Source organism: Bacillus sp. DU-106 (genome assembly GCF_004799705.1).
GTDB lineage: Bacteria > Bacillota > Bacilli > Bacillales > Bacillaceae_G > Bacillus_A > Bacillus_A cereus.
In genome coordinates this window covers 5,073,211-5,090,238 of sequence record NZ_CP026607.1, presented here as the reverse complement: position 1 = coordinate 5,090,238, position 17,028 = coordinate 5,073,211, and the positions used below count along the sequence as shown (strand labels likewise).

The window sequence follows — 17,028 nt, the reverse complement described above, 5'->3', positions numbered from 1 at the left end:
AATAAAAAGACGATAAGTCTTCTTTGACTTCATATGTTGTCATTCGTTATAGTCAAAATATGGGGCGAATGCCCTGATTTTTAGAGTGAAGGGAATGGAATGAACATGCAAGGAAGAGTGAAATGGTTCAATGCAGAAAAGGGATTTGGGTTTATTGAGCGTGAAGATGGTGACGATGTATTTGTCCATTTTTCTGCTATTCAACAAGATGGGTATAAGTCATTGGAAGAAGGGCAACAAGTAGAGTTTGACATTGTAGATGGAGCACGTGGACCACAAGCAGCTAATGTTGTGAAACTGTAGGGTATATTGTTTTGGGAAGAGAAAGCTGCGTTTGTGGCAACGTTATATATATGTAGTAGAACCTCTTGTTTTTCGCAAGGGGTTTTTGTTATAGGGTAAGTTGTCAAAAAGTTGTTTCTTTTCTGTAACGAATTGTCCACAGTTATATTCGTTATTCACGATGTTAATAGGATAAAATAAAGATAGAAACGATGCATCTTTTCATTTCAACAAAAAACGATAAAAAAATCGCAATTCCACTAATTTTTTTAAAAAAGTTAGAAGGAGTTTTTAAGCCAATGTCGAAATTATAGTACATAGGCTTGAAAGGAGGAATTCATCTATGAAATTCAACATTCGTGGTGAAAATATTGAAGTAACTCCAGCATTAAAGGAATATGTAGAGAAAAAACTAAGTAAGTTAGAGCGTTATTTTGATACATTCCCAGAGATTAAAGTTAATTTAAAAGTATACTCTGACAAGCAACGTGTCGAGGTAACAATCCCATTTACTGATTTATTACTTCGTGCAGAAGAAACTAATAGCGATATGTACGCTGCTATCGATTTAGTAGTTGATAAAATTGAGCGACAAATTCGTAAACATAAAACAAAAGTAAATCGTAAGTTACGTGAGAAAGGTTCTATAAAAACAAACTTTATCCTTCCAGAAGCAGTAGCTGTGCTGGATGAGGTAGAAGAAGATGAATTAGAACTTGTACGTACAAAACGATTCGATTTAAAACCGATGGATGTTGAAGAGGCAATCCTACAAATGGATATGCTAGGACATAATTTCTTCGTCTTCACAAATGCTGATACAAATGAAACTAATGTTGTATATGGCCGTAAAGATGGGAAATACGGTTTAATCGAAACTAAATAATAATTCGAAAGCGCAGCCGAATGAGGCTGCGCTTTTTTTGCTGAAAATAGATTTTTAAAAAACTTTTCTTAATTTAGAACGAGACAATCGGCCGATTGTTGTCATAGTTATAAGACAAGTGTTACAATTATCATTAGGTATATACATTTTAGTTTTTTTAATTAGGAGAAAAATTGGCATAACATACATTTGATTTTTATAACGACTGATTGTAATAGAGAAAAAGAAAAACAATCGGAAGTTTTATTTTAATAAAAAGAGGAGCGTATTTCCTATGATCGGTATTTTAAAAAAGGTGTTTGATGTAAATCAACGCCAAATTAAACGTATGCAAAAGACAGTTGAGCAAATTGATGCATTAGAGTCATCTATTAAGCCACTAACTGATGAACAATTAAAAGGAAAGACGCTTGAATTTAAAGAACGTCTAACAAAAGGTGAAACAGTAGATGATCTACTACCTGAAGCTTTTGCAGTTGTTCGCGAAGCGGCAACTCGTGTTCTTGGAATGCGTCCATATGGCGTACAGTTAATGGGTGGTATTGCCTTACATGAAGGGAATATTTCTGAGATGAAAACGGGTGAAGGTAAAACGTTAACATCTACATTACCTGTATATTTAAATGCTTTAACAGGAAAAGGTGTTCACGTTGTTACAGTCAATGAATATTTAGCACAACGTGATGCGAGCGAAATGGGACAACTTCATGAGTTCCTTGGCTTAACGGTAGGAATTAACTTAAATAGTATGTCACGCGAAGAGAAACAAGAGGCTTATGCTGCTGATATTACGTATAGCACAAATAATGAGCTTGGATTCGATTACTTACGTGATAACATGGTTTTATATAAAGAGCAGTGCGTTCAACGTCCACTTCACTTTGCTATTATCGATGAAGTCGATTCTATTTTAGTCGATGAAGCACGTACGCCGCTTATTATTTCAGGACAAGCTCAAAAATCAACAGAGCTATACATGTTTGCAAATGCATTTGTTCGTACGTTAGAAAATGAAAAAGATTATTCATTTGATGTGAAAACGAAAAATGTAATGCTAACAGAAGATGGTATTACGAAAGCAGAGAAAGCTTTCCATATTGAAAACTTATTCGATTTAAAACATGTAGCACTTCTTCACCATATTAATCAGGGGCTTCGTGCACACGTTGTTATGCATCGTGATACAGATTATGTTGTACAAGAAGGCGAAATCGTAATTGTAGACCAATTCACTGGTCGTCTTATGAAAGGTCGTCGTTATAGCGAAGGATTACACCAAGCGATTGAAGCAAAAGAAGGTGTAGAAATTCAAAATGAAAGCATGACGCTTGCAACAATTACATTCCAGAACTACTTCCGTATGTATGAAAAATTATCTGGTATGACTGGTACAGCGAAAACAGAGGAAGAGGAATTCCGTAACATTTACAATATGAACGTTATTGTAATTCCGACAAACAAACCGATTATTCGTGATGATCGTGCCGATTTAATCTTTAAATCAATGGAAGGTAAGTTCAATGCTGTTGTTGAGGATATTGTAAATCGTCATAAAAAAGGGCAACCTGTTCTTGTAGGTACAGTTGCAATTGAAACTTCAGAGCTTATTTCAAAAATGTTAACGCGTAAAGGTGTACGTCATAACATCTTAAATGCGAAAAACCATGCTCGTGAAGCAGATATCATTGCAGAGGCTGGTATTAAAGGTGCTGTAACAATCGCGACGAACATGGCAGGTCGTGGTACAGATATTAAGCTTGGAGACGATGTGAAAAACGTTGGTTTAGCAGTTATCGGTACAGAGCGTCACGAAAGTCGTCGTATTGATAATCAGTTACGTGGTCGTGCTGGTCGTCAAGGGGACCCTGGTGTTACGCAGTTCTACTTATCGATGGAAGATGAATTAATGCGCCGATTTGGTTCAGATAATATGAAAGCAATGATGGACCGCCTTGGTATGGATGATTCTCAGCCGATTGAAAGTAAAATGGTTTCTCGTGCGGTAGAATCTGCACAAAAACGTGTTGAAGGAAATAACTATGATGCACGTAAGCAGTTACTGCAATATGATGATGTACTTCGTCAGCAACGTGAAGTTATTTACAAACAGCGTCAAGAGGTAATGGAGTCTGACAACTTACGCGGCATTATTGAAGGTATGATGAAATCTACAGTAGAACGTGCTGTTGCTCTTCATACACAAGAGGAAATTGAAGAAGATTGGAACATTAAAGGTCTTGTTGACTACTTAAATACAAACCTTCTTCAAGACGGAGATGTAAAAGAAGAAGAATTACGTCGCCTTGCTCCTGAGGAAATGAGCGAGCCAATTATTGCGAAATTAATTGAGCGATACAATGAAAAAGAAAAGCTTATGCCAGAAGAGCAAATGCGTGAGTTTGAGAAGGTTGTTGTATTCCGCGTTGTAGATACGAAATGGACAGAGCATATTGATGCGATGGATCACCTTCGTGAAGGTATTCATTTACGTGCTTACGGTCAAATCGATCCACTTCGTGAGTACCAAATGGAAGGGTTCGCGATGTTCGAGTCAATGGTTGCTTCTATTGAAGAGGAAATTTCTCGTTACATTATGAAAGCTGAAATTGAACAAAACTTAGAACGTCAAGAAGTTGTTCAAGGTGAAGCTGTTCATCCTTCTAGCGATGGCGAAGAAGCAAAGAAAAAGCCAGTTGTAAAAGGTGACCAAGTGGGCCGCAACGATTTATGTAAATGTGGTAGTGGTAAAAAATATAAAAACTGCTGTGGTATCGTTCAGTAATATAGGACGATAGCTTTGGCTGTTTTGCAAACTTTTATATCAAAAATGTATAATTAAGAAGGATTAAACTCTCTCCGTAATAAGTGGAGAGAGTTTCCCTTGTTTTCATACGAAAGTAACAGCAATTACATAGAGGTGAAGGAAATGGAATTAGTAGAAATTAGACAGGAATTAGAGAAAATGGCTAAGCGATTAGCGGCTTTTAGGGGGTCTCTTTGACCTCCCTACTAAGGAGAAACAAATTGCAGAATTAGAAGAGAAAATGATGGGCGCAGGATTTTGGGATGACCAACAAGGCGCACAAGCTGTAATTAATGAAGCGAATGCGTTAAAAGATATGGTTGGAAAGTTCCGTCAGTTAGATGAGACGTTCGAAAATTTAGAAATCACGCATGAGCTTTTAAAAGAAGAGTATGATGAAGATTTACATGAGGAATTAGAATCAGAAGTAAAAGGCTTAATTCAAGAAATGAATGAGTATGAGCTTCAGTTACTATTAAGTGATCCTTATGATAAAAATAATGCGATTTTAGAATTACATCCAGGTGCAGGTGGAACTGAGTCACAAGACTGGGGTTCTATGCTATTACGTATGTACACACGCTGGGCTGAAAAACGCGGATTCAAAGTAGAAACGGTTGACTATTTACCAGGTGATGAAGCTGGTATTAAGAGTGTAACTTTATTAATTAAAGGTCATAACGCTTACGGTTACTTAAAAGCAGAGAAAGGTGTACATCGTCTTGTACGTATTTCACCATTCGATTCTTCAGGGCGTCGTCATACATCATTCGTATCTTGTGAAGTTGTACCAGAGTTCAATGATGAAGTTGAAATCGAAGTACGTACAGAAGATTTAAAAATTGATACGTACCGAGCAAGTGGAGCTGGTGGACAGCACGTAAATACGACAGATTCAGCAGTTCGTATTACACATACACCGACAAATACGGTTGTAACATGTCAGTCGGAGCGTTCTCAAATTAAAAACCGTGAGCATGCGATGAAAATGTTAAAAGCGAAATTATATCAAAAGAAACTAGAAGAGCAACAAGCAGAATTAGATGAAATTCGCGGAGAGCAAAAAGAAATCGGATGGGGTAGCCAAATCCGTTCTTACGTATTCCACCCGTATTCTCTTGTAAAAGACCATCGTACAAATACGGAGGTTGGTAACGTACAAGCTGTTATGGATGGAGAGATTGATCCATTTATTGATGCTTACTTACGTTCTCGCATCTAATAAGCGAAAAAAAGCCAACGAAATTGTTGGCGCATGCTGAGGACAATAGAGGATATAAAGAATTTGATTTTATTTTTATAGATGAAGTAAAGAGGAAGAGAAGTTGGAAACGACAACTTCTCTTTTTGATGGGATTATATGTAGATTACAATGCTGTATATTGTTTTGTAAAAAGTAGAGAATAGTAAAATAGAGCGGTAATATGGTAAAGATTTATATAGAACTTTCTAATTTTCCTTTTAAAAAGGATGCTTTATAGGAGTTTTTTAAGTTGTTCACAGAATTGAAACAACTTATGAAAGCATTATTTTATCAAGGTTCTCACTGTATTTTTGAGGAATATGAAATACACCTTAGTTTTTCTATATAAAGATAATGCTTATAATGAAAATGAGTGTGTTAGGAATAAAAAGAATATCAACAATGGGGAGCGATAGAAGTGAAAAAGAAATTGTTGGCTATTGCGCTAGGGACATCGGTTGTTTTTGCTTTAGGAGCATGCGGAAATAAAGAAGAGAGTAAGTCTTCGAAACAGTCTGCAAGCACAGACAGCGCAGAACAAATTTTCCAAAGAAGTTGTGCGGGATGTCACGCAACAGATTTATCAGGGGCAACTGGACCTGATTTAAGAAAAGTAGGCGGTAAGTACGACGCTGCAGATATCGAAGAGATTATTAAAAAAGGCCGCGGTTCAATGTCACCAGGACTTATTCAAGGTGAAGATGCGAAAAAAGTGTCTGAATGGTTAGCTGAACATAAATAAAAAAGGTGAAATGGACGAGTTGATAATATAGTCAACTCGTTTTCCTTTTTTCTGGTATGTAACATAACTGTAACAAAAATGTATCCAAATTGGAAACCGTTTGATGTTACAATGGGGTTTGTAGAATTTTGCTGAAATATATTACATAGAGTGGTATTGCTTATGAGAAAGCATAAGTAAACTATCTTCAACAAGGATGACTAAATGAAAATGAAGGATGTCTTTTGTTTTCAGATGTACAGAAAAGTATTTCGAAAAAAATCATTAAGTATTGGGTGATAAATAATGATAAAAATGACGAATGTTTATAAGGAGTACCCGAATGGTATGAAAGCCATTGCTGGTCTTACAGTTAACATTAAACAAGGTGAATTCGTATACGTAGTTGGACCGAGTGGAGCCGGAAAATCTACATTTATTAAAATGATGTATCGTGAAGAGAAACCATCTACAGGATCTATTAATGTAAATGGACTTACTATCGAAACATTGGCAGAAAGAGATGTTCCGTATTTCCGTCGTCAATTAGGCGTGATTTTCCAAGATTTCAAATTGCTACCTAAATTAACGGTATATGAGAATGTTTCGTTTGCTTTAGAAGTAATTGAAGAAGAACCGGATGCAATTCGTGAGCGTGTAACAGAAGTTCTAGGTCTTGTAGGCCTTGAAGATCGTGCAGACGCACTTCCAAGTGAGCTTTCGGGCGGGGAGCAACAACGTGTGGCTATTGCAAGAGCAATTGTAAATAGACCAAAGGTTGTAATTGCCGATGAGCCAACAGGTAACTTAGATATTGAAACAGCTCTTGATATTATGAATATTTTTACTCGCATTAATGAGCGCGGCACAACGATTGTTATGGCGACGCATAATGCAGATATCGTAAATACAATCCGTCATCGTGTAATCGCGATTGAAGGCGGAAAAATTGTTCGAGATGAGATTGAGGGAGGATACGGATATGAAGGCTAAGACCCTTAGTCGACATTTGCGAGAAGGTGTAAAGAATCTATCACGTAACGGATGGATGACATTTGCTTCTGTTAGTGCAGTAACAGTTACATTATTACTTGTAGGTGTCTTTTTAACAGCGATTATGAATATGAACCATTTTGCGACGAAAGTAGAGCAAGATGTAGAGATTCGTGTACACATTGATCCAGCTGCAAAAGAAGCGGATCAAAAGAAATTAGAAGAAGATATGAGTAAGATTGCAAAAGTAGATTCTATTAAATATTCTTCTAAAGAAGAAGAGTTAAAACGTTTAATTAAAAGCTTAGGTGATAGTGGAAAAACGTTTGAGTTATTTGAACAAGATAACCCACTTAAAAACGTATTCGTTGTAAAAGCGAAAGAACCAACCGATACAGCGACAATCGCGAAGAAGGTTGAAAAAATGCAGTTTGTTAGTAATGTTCAGTACGGAAAAGGGCAAGTTGAACGATTATTTGATACTGTAAAAACTGGTCGTAACATTGGGATTGCGTTAATTGCTGGTCTTTTATTCACAGCGATGTTCTTAATCTCTAATACAATTAAAATTACAATTTATGCTCGTAGTACAGAAATTGAAATTATGAAACTTGTTGGTGCAACAAACTGGTTTATTCGTTGGCCATTCTTGCTAGAGGGATTATTCTTAGGAGTATTAGGATCAATTATTCCAATTGGCCTAATTCTAATTACGTATAATTCGTTGCAAGGTGTGTTTAATGAAAAACTTGGCGGAACAATTTTCGAGCTTCTACCATACAGTCCATTCGTATTCCAATTAGCTGGTTTACTAGTGTTAATCGGTGCTTTAATCGGTATGTGGGGAAGTGTAATGTCAATTCGTCGCTTCTTAAAAGTATAAAAAGTTGCAAACATAATTCGTACAAGCTTATCATATAGTAGAAATAGGTAAAGGCATCACACAATGTGTGATGCCTTTTGCTACACCACCTGTGTGTTTTGGAAAGGGGAATTCCGCATTGAAACGTAGAGTTGCAATTATTGGAATGGTTGTTGCATTTTTAATTGGTGCTGGCGGAATGTTTGCAGGCATGTCTGTATTTGGGGTTAACCCATTAGAAGTAACGCAAACAATTTCGAGTGGGAATGCTAGCACTGCGCAAGGGAATTTGGCAAAAATTAATGAGGCGTATGCACTAATTGATTCACGTTATGTGGAAGACGTGAAAGATGAAAAGTTAGTTGAAGGTGCAATACAAGGTATGTTGTCTACGCTGAAGGACCCTTATTCCACGTATATGGATAAAGAAACAGCCAAACAGTTTAGTGAATCGCTTGATCCCGAATTAGAGGGGATTGGGGCTGAGGTGAACAAGACGGACGGTAAGCTTATTATCGTATCGCCAATTAAAGGTTCACCAGCAGAAAAGATAGGAATTAAACCGAATGACCAAATTTTATCTGTAGATGGAAACAGTGTGAAAGACTTATCACGTGAAGAAGCAGTATTAAAAATTCGTGGTAAAAAGGGAACGACTGTCGCAATTGAAATTAAACGTGCGGGAGTAACTGATCCGATTGTATTTAAAATTAAGCGTGAAAAGATTCCGATCTTTACAGTGTTTAGTTCTGTGAAGCAAGAGAGCGGAAAAGATATCGGTTATATGCAAATCACGTCTTTTGCTGAAAATACAGCGAAAGAATTTAAGGATCAGTTAAAAGAGTTAGAGAAGAAAAATATAAAAGGCTTAGTTATTGACGTGCGTGGTAATCCTGGTGGCTACTTAAATAGTGTAGAAGATATACTAGGGGAAATTATGACGAATAAAAAGCCGATGCTACAAGTAGAGCAGCGAAATGGTGAGAAGAAGAAATTCTCTACGGAACTGAAAGAGAGAAAACCATATCCAATTTCAGTATTAATTGATAATGGAAGTGCTTCTGCTTCAGAGATTTTAGCAGGTGCGTTAAAAGAAGGAGAAGGATACGATTTAATTGGTGAAAAGACATTTGGTAAAGGTACTGTCCAGCAAGCTGTTCCATTTAAAGACGGCAGCAACATTAAATTAACGATGTTTAAATGGTTAACACCGGATGGGAACTGGATTCATAAAAAAGGAATCGCGCCAACAGTAGAAGTGAAGCAACCAAATTATTATCATTCGACACCAATTCAAATTGAAAAAACACTTTCATACAATTCAAATGATGTACAAGTAAAACATGCTCAGGAAATGCTTAAGAGCTTAGGTTATGTACCAGGTCGTGAAGATGGATACTTTAGTAAAGAGACAGAATCGGCTCTGAAAGCATTCCAAAATGCAAATGAAATGGAAGCGACAGGACAGCTTGATAAAAAGACAGCTGAAGCGATTCAAACTAAAATTATCGAAAAAATCCGTTCTGGAGAAAATGATCTACAATTACAGTCAGCATTAAAATTAATGGCAAAATAAGAAGAAATACAGGCAGTTTGCTGCCTGTATTTTTTTGTGTTAAACAAACGTTTGTTTAGTTATGATAATATAAAAAGAAAGAATGATATAAATGGTGGTGAATGGGTTCATGGAGGCATGGATTTTTGAAATAATGCGGGCAGTTGGACGTTTTTTCTTACACCCTGCTGTCTATATATTTGTAATAAGTAGTATCTTCGTTGGATACTTACGTATGTTAAGAGAACGAAAAGATTTTTCTTTTAAAGTTTATGATATTTGGTTTGAACTGCGAACCTCTCTATTTGCAGGGATTGGATACGGATTAGTAGTATCTATTATTACGATTGGGCTTGGACTTGTTGTTTCTAAAGCAAGCTTATGGGCCATTTTAATTTGGACGTTACTATTTGGATTAACGGCTATGTATCGATGTTTATCGGCGGCTTATACATTTAGCATTGCGATCGTATGTGTTCTATTATCTTCTAAGCTACCAGTTTCCTTTTTACAGCTTCGAGAAGGTGAAGAGAGTACCATTGTATCCCTTGTTATTTTACTAGGCGTTATGCTTATTGTAGAAGGCTTATTGATTTCTAAAAATGCAGTAGGATATTCGACGCCGAGGATTAGGCAGGGGAAGCGTGGATTAAAGATTGGTTTACACGAATCAAAGCGTTTATGGATCGTTCCTATTTTTATTCTTGTACCGGGTGATGCGGTAACGCAGTTTATTTCATGGTGGCCTGTCGTTTCAATAGGTTCAAATACATATTCTCTATTCCTCGTTCCATTTTTAATTGGATTTATGAGAAATATTAAAAGTTATGAGCCGACGGAAGCTTTATTATTTACAGGAAGACGTGTTTATGGGTTAGCAGGACTTGTGCTCGTTTTAGGAATCGCAAGTTACTGGTGGCACGTACTTGCAATTATCGCGATGGGAGTCGCTATGCTTGGGCGTTTCACAATTTCGATGCAAGAAAAAATTGCCGATGAAACAAGACCAGCGTATTTTGCTGCACGCAATGATGGGCTCGTTGTACTAGATACAATTCCAAATACAATTGGAGCAGAGCTGAAATTACTGCCTGGAGAAATTATTACGAAAGTAAATGGAGTCATTCCAAAAAGCGCCGAGGAATTTTATGATGCGCTTCAAACGAAGACGACAGGAGCATTTTGTAAATTAGAAGTATTAGATACAAATGGTGAGCTTCGTCTTGCACAAACTGCATTATATGCTGGTGGACATCACGAATTAGGTATTGTATTCGTTGAACAGGAGCATGAGTGGGATTCGGAAGCGATGTAATAGAAGGAATGGTATCACCTTGTGGTGGTACCTTTTTTGTTTTTGGGGGATGGGAAATGGGAGAGTAGTTAGTAAATGAAATTTATATCGGCGATTTTCCGAATATATCAGCGCAACTTGAAATATATCGGCGATTTTGCAAATATATCAGCGCAACTCGAAATATATCGGCGATTATTCGAATATATCGACTTTCCAGCAAAAAACGACAACTATCGCAAAGCTTATTTTCAGTTTCATAGACGGATAACTTGAATAATTATTTGATAATGGTTATCATTTAGGGAGTCTTTTTAATTTTGGAAAATGGAGGTAAAATATGCTGCGTAAATTTTTCTCGTACTATAAACCGTATAAAGGTTTATTTATACTCGACTTTTCTTGTGCGGTTGTCGCAGGATTATTAGAACTCGGCTTCCCGCTTATCGTAAATCAATTTATTGATAAGTTATTGCCAGGGCAAAACTGGACGCTTATTTTATGGGCTTGTTTCGGTTTACTCGCAGTTTATATGTTAAATGCAGGCTTACAATATGTCGTTACATATTGGGGACATATGCTTGGTGTTAACATTGAAACAGATATGAGGCAGAAATTATTTGATCATATTCAAAAGCTATCATTCAGATTTTTTGATAATAATAAAACAGGTCATTTAATTTCACGCCTTACAAACGATTTAATGGAAATTGGGGAAATTGCTCACCATGGACCAGAAGATTTATTTATCGCCGTAATGACTTTAGTTGGGGCATTCTCATTTATGATGATGATCAACTGGAAGTTAGCGTTATTAACGTTCTTCGTCATTCCATTCCTATTATGGTTAGCGCTGTACTTCAATAAAAAAATGACAGGTACATTTAGACGTTTATTCTCAGATGTTGCTGATTTCAATGCATGTATTGAGAACAACGTTGGTGGTATTCGCGTTGTACAAGCATTCGGAAATGAAAAGTTTGAGAAAGAGCAATTTGCTGTGAACAACGCTCGTTTCCGTACAACGAAATTAATGGCGTATAAAATTATGGCGTTAAATTCGTCGATTAGTTATATGCTCATGCGTCTCGTAACGCTCTTCGTCTTAATATGCGGTACATGGTTTGTTCTGCAAGGAGAATTAACGTACGGTGGATTTATCGGATTCGTTCTATTAACGAATATTTTCTTCCGCCCAATTGAAAAAATTAACGCGGTAATCGAAAGCTATCCGAAAGGAATCGCCGGTTTTAAAAGATATGTAGAGCTTCTTGAAACAGAGCCTGACATTGTAGACTCTAAAGATGCAATGGAAGTGAAGCATGTACACGGTGATATTCAATATAACAACATTACGTTTGGATATGAAAACAAAGAACCGATTTTAAATGACATTAGTTTGAAAATACATGCAGGTGAAACAGTTGCGTTCGTTGGACCATCAGGAGCTGGGAAAACGACGTTATGTAGCCTATTACCACGTTTTTACGAGCAATCATCTGGATCGATTCAAATTGATGGAATTGATACGAAAGATATGACATTATCTTCACTTCGTAAGCAAATTGGAATTGTGCAGCAAGATGTGTTCTTATTCTCAGGAACAATTCGTGAAAATATCGCTTACGGAAATTTAAAAGCATCAGAAGCTGAAATTTGGCAGGCAGTAAAACGTGCGCAATTAGAAGATTTAATTTACTCACAGCCTGACGGTTTAGATACTGTTATCGGTGAGCGCGGCGTGAAACTTTCAGGTGGACAAAAGCAGCGTCTAGCGATTGCTCGTATGTTCTTGAAAAACCCTCCAATTTTAATATTGGATGAAGCAACTTCTGCATTAGATACAGAGACGGAACTTGCGATTCAAAAATCGCTTGCGGAGCTATCTGTTGGCCGTACAACATTAGTTATCGCTCACAGACTTGCAACGATTAAAAATGCAGATCGCATCGTCGTTGTAAATAAAGATGGTATTGCAGAACAAGGTTCACATAATGAATTAATTGAGCAAGGCGGAGGATACAGTAGGTTATACGAAGCTCAGTTTAGTTCGTAAATATAATTTGTACTGAATTAGTGCACCATAAGTAGGTAAAAATCTCATATGGGAGGCTATAAAGTATGATTGTAACAACAACTTCTACAATTCAAGGGAAAGAGATTATTGATTATGTCGATATCGTGAATGGAGAAGCGATTATGGGTGCAAATATCGTTCGTGATCTTTTCGCTTCTGTCCGTGATGTTGTCGGTGGTCGCTCAGGCGCTTATGAAAGCAAATTGAAAGAAGCACGTGACATCGCAATGGAAGAGATGAAAACTCTTGCAAGACAAAAAAATGCGAATGCCATCGTTGGTATCGACGTGGATTACGAAGTAGTTCGCGAAGGGATGCTAATGGTTGCTGTGAGCGGGACTGCTGTCCGTATCTAAAGTGAGAAGCCGTGCTGATGCACGGCTTTTTGTATTCTATGTCGAAGATTCAATATTTCTTGGGAAATGCGGAAGGTCCCGTCGATATATAGGGAAGACATTAGAGTGCTTCTTTACATTTCCGGATTTTAACTAATAATGTTTCGTATTCTTGTTCGAGAGATGAGATATCATTGTGATGATTTGGTATGGAAATTCGGCCGATGACTTCTGTTAATTTTGTTTGTAATCGTAACAACTCTTGCTCAGTAACGTTTACAGAATCTCCGGTGGTTCTTTTTGTGTATTGCTCGTAATTACCGTGGAATACTCTAGGTTCACTCTCATCTACTTGTAGAATATGGTCTGCAACAGAGCGAATAAAGGCACGGTCATGGCTAATGAAAAGTATTGTGCCAGGATATTCTTGTAACATGGTTTCTAATTCTTCTTGCGTTGCTAAGTCTAAATAGTTTGTCGGTTCATCTAGCAGAAGCATATTATAGTTTCCTAAAAATACTTTTGCGAGTGCAACCTTCATTCGTTCACCCCCGCTTAGAACGTGCACAGGTTTATGAACATCCTCACGGCGGAATAGAAGTCGTGCAAGTATTGTGCGAACGAATGCTTCTGTATAGTTTGTTTCTTCTAGAACATTTTCTAAAATGGTTTTATCTGTTTTTAAAATAGATAATGTTTGTTCGAAGTATCCAATTTTACAACTTTTCGATAGCTGCATGCCACGCTCGTTTGTGAGAAGCATGTTGAACAAAGTGGTTTTGCCGCTTCCATTTGCCCCTAAAACGGCAAGCTTTGCACCAGGGGCAATAGTTCCATTCATATTTTTAAATAGTATACGGTCGCCTATTTTCTTTGTTGCTTTATTGAATTGTACTGCCACCTTACTATGAATGGGTGTATGGTATTGCACGTCAAATTGAGCTTGAGAAAGATCCTTTGGCTTTTCCTTCTTTTCTAGTTTTTCGAGACGTGTCTCTAATGCTTTCGCTGCTTTACTAACCTGTTCTTGGCCATGAGCCCCACTTAACCTATAAAGTCTAGATTCAGATGAACTGAACCGTGTTGGGATTTTTTTCATGTTAGAAGCACGTTGCTTTCTTTGTAGAATGGACTGTTCTAAACGATTTTTTTCTTGTATATATTGCTCATATTCTGCTTGTTTTTGTATTCGTTCACGTTCTTTTTGTTTTCGATAGTTTGAATAATTACCTTTGTACTCTTGAATAATACCGTCTTCAATTTCAATAATTTTGGTACATATATTATCTAGAAATTCACGGTCATGCGATATTAAAACAAGTGCCCCTTTATAAGATGAAAGTGCCTTTTCTAATTGCTCTGTACCGACCATATCTAAGTGGCTTGTTGGTTCATCAGCGAATAAAATGCCTGCATTTTGTTCGAGAGCATGCGCAATCTTTAGTCGCATTCGTTCACCGCCGCTCATTGCGTCGGTAACGTTTGAAATACTCCATTTTCCTTTTGCGAGAGAAGAAGCGGTTTCCGGTAGTTCTTCGCTGAGCTGAGGAATGATGGCGATAGAACTATGATGAGTTACTATGCCTCTGTCAGCTTCTATTTCTTTACTTAATATTTGCAATAACGTAGATTTACCAGCTCCGTTGACTCCGACAATTCCTATGCGATCCTGTGCTTGAATTTCCAGTGATGGTAATGTAAATAGTGTGCGATCACCAAAGCTCTTTTCAATATTACGTGCGAATAAAATAGTCATAAAAAAACCTCCCTAGTTTCACTAGAGAGGATAAACGTCGCCCTTGTATGTAAAAAATCGTACATAAATAAACGATTTTTTACATAATCGTTTCGAAAGAAAGTATCGACAAATGGACAGACTAATCCCCTGCTAGTTTTCATCATTTTTGTTCACTATTTGTGATGGATGAAATAAATAAGAGAATTAGAACTTCATTGGTCAAAGTACCTTCCTTTCATAATATTACTTTTATTGTATGCGCATACAAAAGGGTTTGTCAAACTTATTTCTGTTCGCTATTTTTGAATTTATTATTATACAATTGTGCTTTTGCCAGCGCCTCAGCATCGTTTTTAATTTCATCCAGTCCATTCGCATCTCCAATAACATAACCTTCAAATGAAGAACCAACAAAATCAAAGATATATTGGAATTGAGCAATAAGCGGTAATGCTTTTAGCTTTGGATTATCCCCGCCAACGATGACAACATACATTTTTTTGCCTTTCATTTTTTCTTTGAAATGAAGAGATGTATCGCGCAAGCTTTGTGACCAGCGATCAACAAAGTTTTTCATATGTCCACTCATTCCGTACCAATATAATGGTGTAGCAAAGATAATCGTGTCGTGCTCTAGCATGCGTTTGGTTAACTGCTCATAGTCATCATTTACGGATTGGAATCCTTCTGCATCATGACGTTGGTCTGTAATAGGATAGACGGTATGATCACGCAAATAAATTTGTTCTGTTTCAATGTCCTCTATCATCATATGTGTTAAAGCTTCTGTATTTCCGTTTTGTCTTGAACTGCCATGTATAACAAACATGTAATCATTCCTTTTCTTTTGCTTGTTTTAGGAGTGAAACGTGTTTTTGCAAATTCGCTTGGATGTTGGAAAGTAATGTGATTTGCTTTGTTACTTCATTGAGTTTATCTTCGTAAAGCGTAAGGATACTGCTACACGGATTGTCGTACAGGTGCGGTTCAATTTCAAGGCAGCGCAGCATCCTTGCCGTCTCTTCTAAATTTAAGCCAATTTGTAAGTACATTTGAATAAGCTCCACTTTTTCGATGGCACTTTCATCAAAATCACGGTAACCATTTGCGAGGCGCTTAGAAGGGAGTAAGCCCTTTTCTTCGTAATGTCTTAGTGATCTTTCACTAACGCCAGTTTCTTTTGATAATTCTCCAATTCGCAATGCGTTTCACTCCTTCTACATGTATTGTAAACCTTCACACTAATGTGAGGGTCAACTCTGTTTTTTCGCAAAAGAATCTACATGATTTAAGAACACTTGAATGGCTTTAGATGGAATGAAATATTTACCGCGTACGATGGAAAACGGACGGATTAGTTGTTCATTTGGAACTTCGACGTGGAATAGTTCTTTTGCTAGTAGCTCTTTCCGTACAGTCCAATCAGAAAGTATAGCGATGCCAAGACCGGCACTAACAGCTTCCTTTACACTTTGGATACTACTGAATGTAAAGAATCGTTTCATTTTTAAATGGTGTTGATGAATAAAGCGGTCACTATAAGCGCGTGTACCAGAACCACTTTCTCTTAGTACCCATACTTGATCTTGGAGTGTGCTTTCATTTATTTCCTTTGTGCGGAGTAGTGGATGATTTGGCGGAACGACGAGCTTCATTTCATCTTGCATAAATGTTTCAACGTTAACATCAGCGTATACGACTTGCCCTTCCACTAAGCCGATATCAATTTGATTAGAGCGAAGACTTTGCAAAACTTCTTCTGTATTTGAGATAAAGGTATGCACTTCGACGCGTGGATTTTCATTCGCATAGTTAGCGAGTATTTTTGGAAGTAAGTATTCGCCAATTGTAAAACTAGCACCGATGCGAAGTGTTCCTGTTACAACGTTATGTAGTTCATTAATTTCTTGCTTAGCATCTTCGTAAAGAGAGAGCATTTGCTTTGCATGAATATATAATATATTTCCAGCTTCCGTGACTTGGACATGTTTCGGAGATCGCTGAATGAGTGTAGTTCCAAATTCGTTTTCTAAGTTGCGTATATGCATACTTACGCCAGGCTGTGAAAGATTTAATAATTCCGCTGCACGAGAGAAGTGTTTCTGTTCAACGACAGTAACAAAAATTTTTAAAATGTCTACGTTCATTTGCAAAGCTCCTTTCGTTTTTCTTTCATCTTATCATAAGTATTTCTGATGATAGAGATTTGGTATTGGTATTAAACTTATTATAGAAACTC

General features: G+C 37.1%; 15 protein-coding genes. 11 read left to right on the top strand and 4 right to left on the bottom strand.

Annotated elements, in window-relative coordinates; all coding sequences use genetic code 11:
* Positions 1–105: 105 nt before the first annotated feature.
* The 11 genes from cspC to C3Y97_RS26065 all read left to right on the top strand — a co-directional run bounded on the left by cspC (position 106) and on the right by C3Y97_RS26065 (position 13,072).
* The gene (gene cspC, locus C3Y97_RS26120) at positions 106–303 is read left to right on the top strand and encodes a cold shock protein CspC (protein ID WP_001990088.1); all 198 of its coding nucleotides are present in this window, start codon (positions 106–108) and stop codon (positions 301–303) included.
* A 322-nt stretch (positions 304–625) separates the two neighbouring features.
* Positions 626–1,168, top strand: coding sequence for a ribosome hibernation-promoting factor, HPF/YfiA family (gene hpf, locus C3Y97_RS26115; protein ID WP_000671185.1), 543 nt, complete (start codon positions 626–628; stop codon positions 1,166–1,168).
* A 274-nt stretch (positions 1,169–1,442) separates the two neighbouring features.
* Positions 1,443–3,950, top strand: coding sequence for a preprotein translocase subunit SecA (gene secA / locus C3Y97_RS26110; RefSeq protein WP_000579385.1), 2,508 nt, complete (start codon positions 1,443–1,445; stop codon positions 3,948–3,950).
* A gap of 144 nt (positions 3,951–4,094) precedes the next feature.
* A protein-coding gene (prfB, locus tag C3Y97_RS26105; protein WP_096001716.1) for a peptide chain release factor 2 occupies positions 4,095–5,193 on the top strand; the annotation gives its coding sequence in 2 pieces (ribosomal slippage) (positions 4,095–4,166 and positions 4,168–5,193; 1,098 coding nt in all).
* 439 nt (positions 5,194–5,632) lie between these two features.
* Entirely contained in the window at positions 5,633–5,956 is a 324-nt protein-coding gene (gene cccB, locus C3Y97_RS26100) for a cytochrome c551 (protein WP_000727971.1), read from the top strand.
* A 285-nt stretch (positions 5,957–6,241) separates the two neighbouring features.
* Entirely contained in the window at positions 6,242–6,928 is a 687-nt protein-coding gene (ftsE, locus tag C3Y97_RS26090; RefSeq protein ID WP_000594321.1) for a cell division ATP-binding protein FtsE, read from the top strand.
* Entirely contained in the window at positions 6,918–7,811 is an 894-nt protein-coding gene (ftsX, locus tag C3Y97_RS26085; protein WP_000645027.1) for a permease-like cell division protein FtsX, read from the top strand. The genes ftsE and ftsX overlap by 11 nt, the downstream gene beginning before the upstream one ends.
* Before the next feature lie 118 nt (positions 7,812–7,929).
* A complete protein-coding gene (locus C3Y97_RS26080; RefSeq protein ID WP_440046615.1) occupies positions 7,930–9,366 on the top strand; it encodes a S41 family peptidase in 1,437 nt (478 codons plus the stop codon).
* 109 nt (positions 9,367–9,475) lie between these two features.
* Positions 9,476–10,660: a PDZ domain-containing protein gene (locus tag C3Y97_RS26075; protein WP_000388603.1), complete on the top strand. Its 1,185-nt coding sequence runs from the start codon at positions 9,476–9,478 to the stop codon at positions 10,658–10,660.
* Positions 10,661–10,979: 319 nt separating this feature from the next.
* Positions 10,980–12,695, top strand: a complete 1,716-nt coding sequence (locus C3Y97_RS26070) for an ABC transporter ATP-binding protein (protein ID WP_000944620.1) — start codon at positions 10,980–10,982, stop codon at positions 12,693–12,695.
* Between the two features lie 65 nt (positions 12,696–12,760).
* Positions 12,761–13,072 carry a YbjQ family protein gene (locus C3Y97_RS26065; protein WP_000637521.1) on the top strand — a complete coding sequence of 104 codons (312 nt, stop codon included), beginning with the start codon at positions 12,761–12,763 and terminating at the stop codon, positions 13,070–13,072.
* Between the two features lie 100 nt (positions 13,073–13,172).
* Here C3Y97_RS26065 and abc-f read toward each other — a convergent pair whose 3' ends face one another.
* The 4 genes from abc-f to C3Y97_RS26045 form a co-directional block, all read right to left on the bottom strand.
* Positions 13,173–14,807 carry a ribosomal protection-like ABC-F family protein gene (abc-f, locus tag C3Y97_RS26060; protein WP_000153761.1) on the bottom strand — a complete coding sequence of 545 codons (1,635 nt, stop codon included), beginning with the start codon at positions 14,805–14,807 and terminating at the stop codon, positions 13,173–13,175.
* Between the two features lie 265 nt (positions 14,808–15,072).
* Positions 15,073–15,618 carry a flavodoxin family protein gene (locus C3Y97_RS26055; RefSeq protein ID WP_000497611.1) on the bottom strand — a complete coding sequence of 182 codons (546 nt, stop codon included), beginning with the start codon at positions 15,616–15,618 and terminating at the stop codon, positions 15,073–15,075.
* Positions 15,619–15,622: 4 nt separating this feature from the next.
* Positions 15,623–15,991, bottom strand: coding sequence for a MerR family transcriptional regulator (locus C3Y97_RS26050; RefSeq protein ID WP_001219204.1), 369 nt, complete (start codon positions 15,989–15,991; stop codon positions 15,623–15,625).
* Positions 15,992–16,042: 51 nt separating this feature from the next.
* On the bottom strand, positions 16,043–16,936 hold the full coding sequence (locus C3Y97_RS26045; protein ID WP_001100009.1) for a LysR family transcriptional regulator: 894 nt from the start codon (positions 16,934–16,936) through the stop codon (positions 16,043–16,045).
* Positions 16,937–17,028 lie beyond the last annotated feature (92 nt).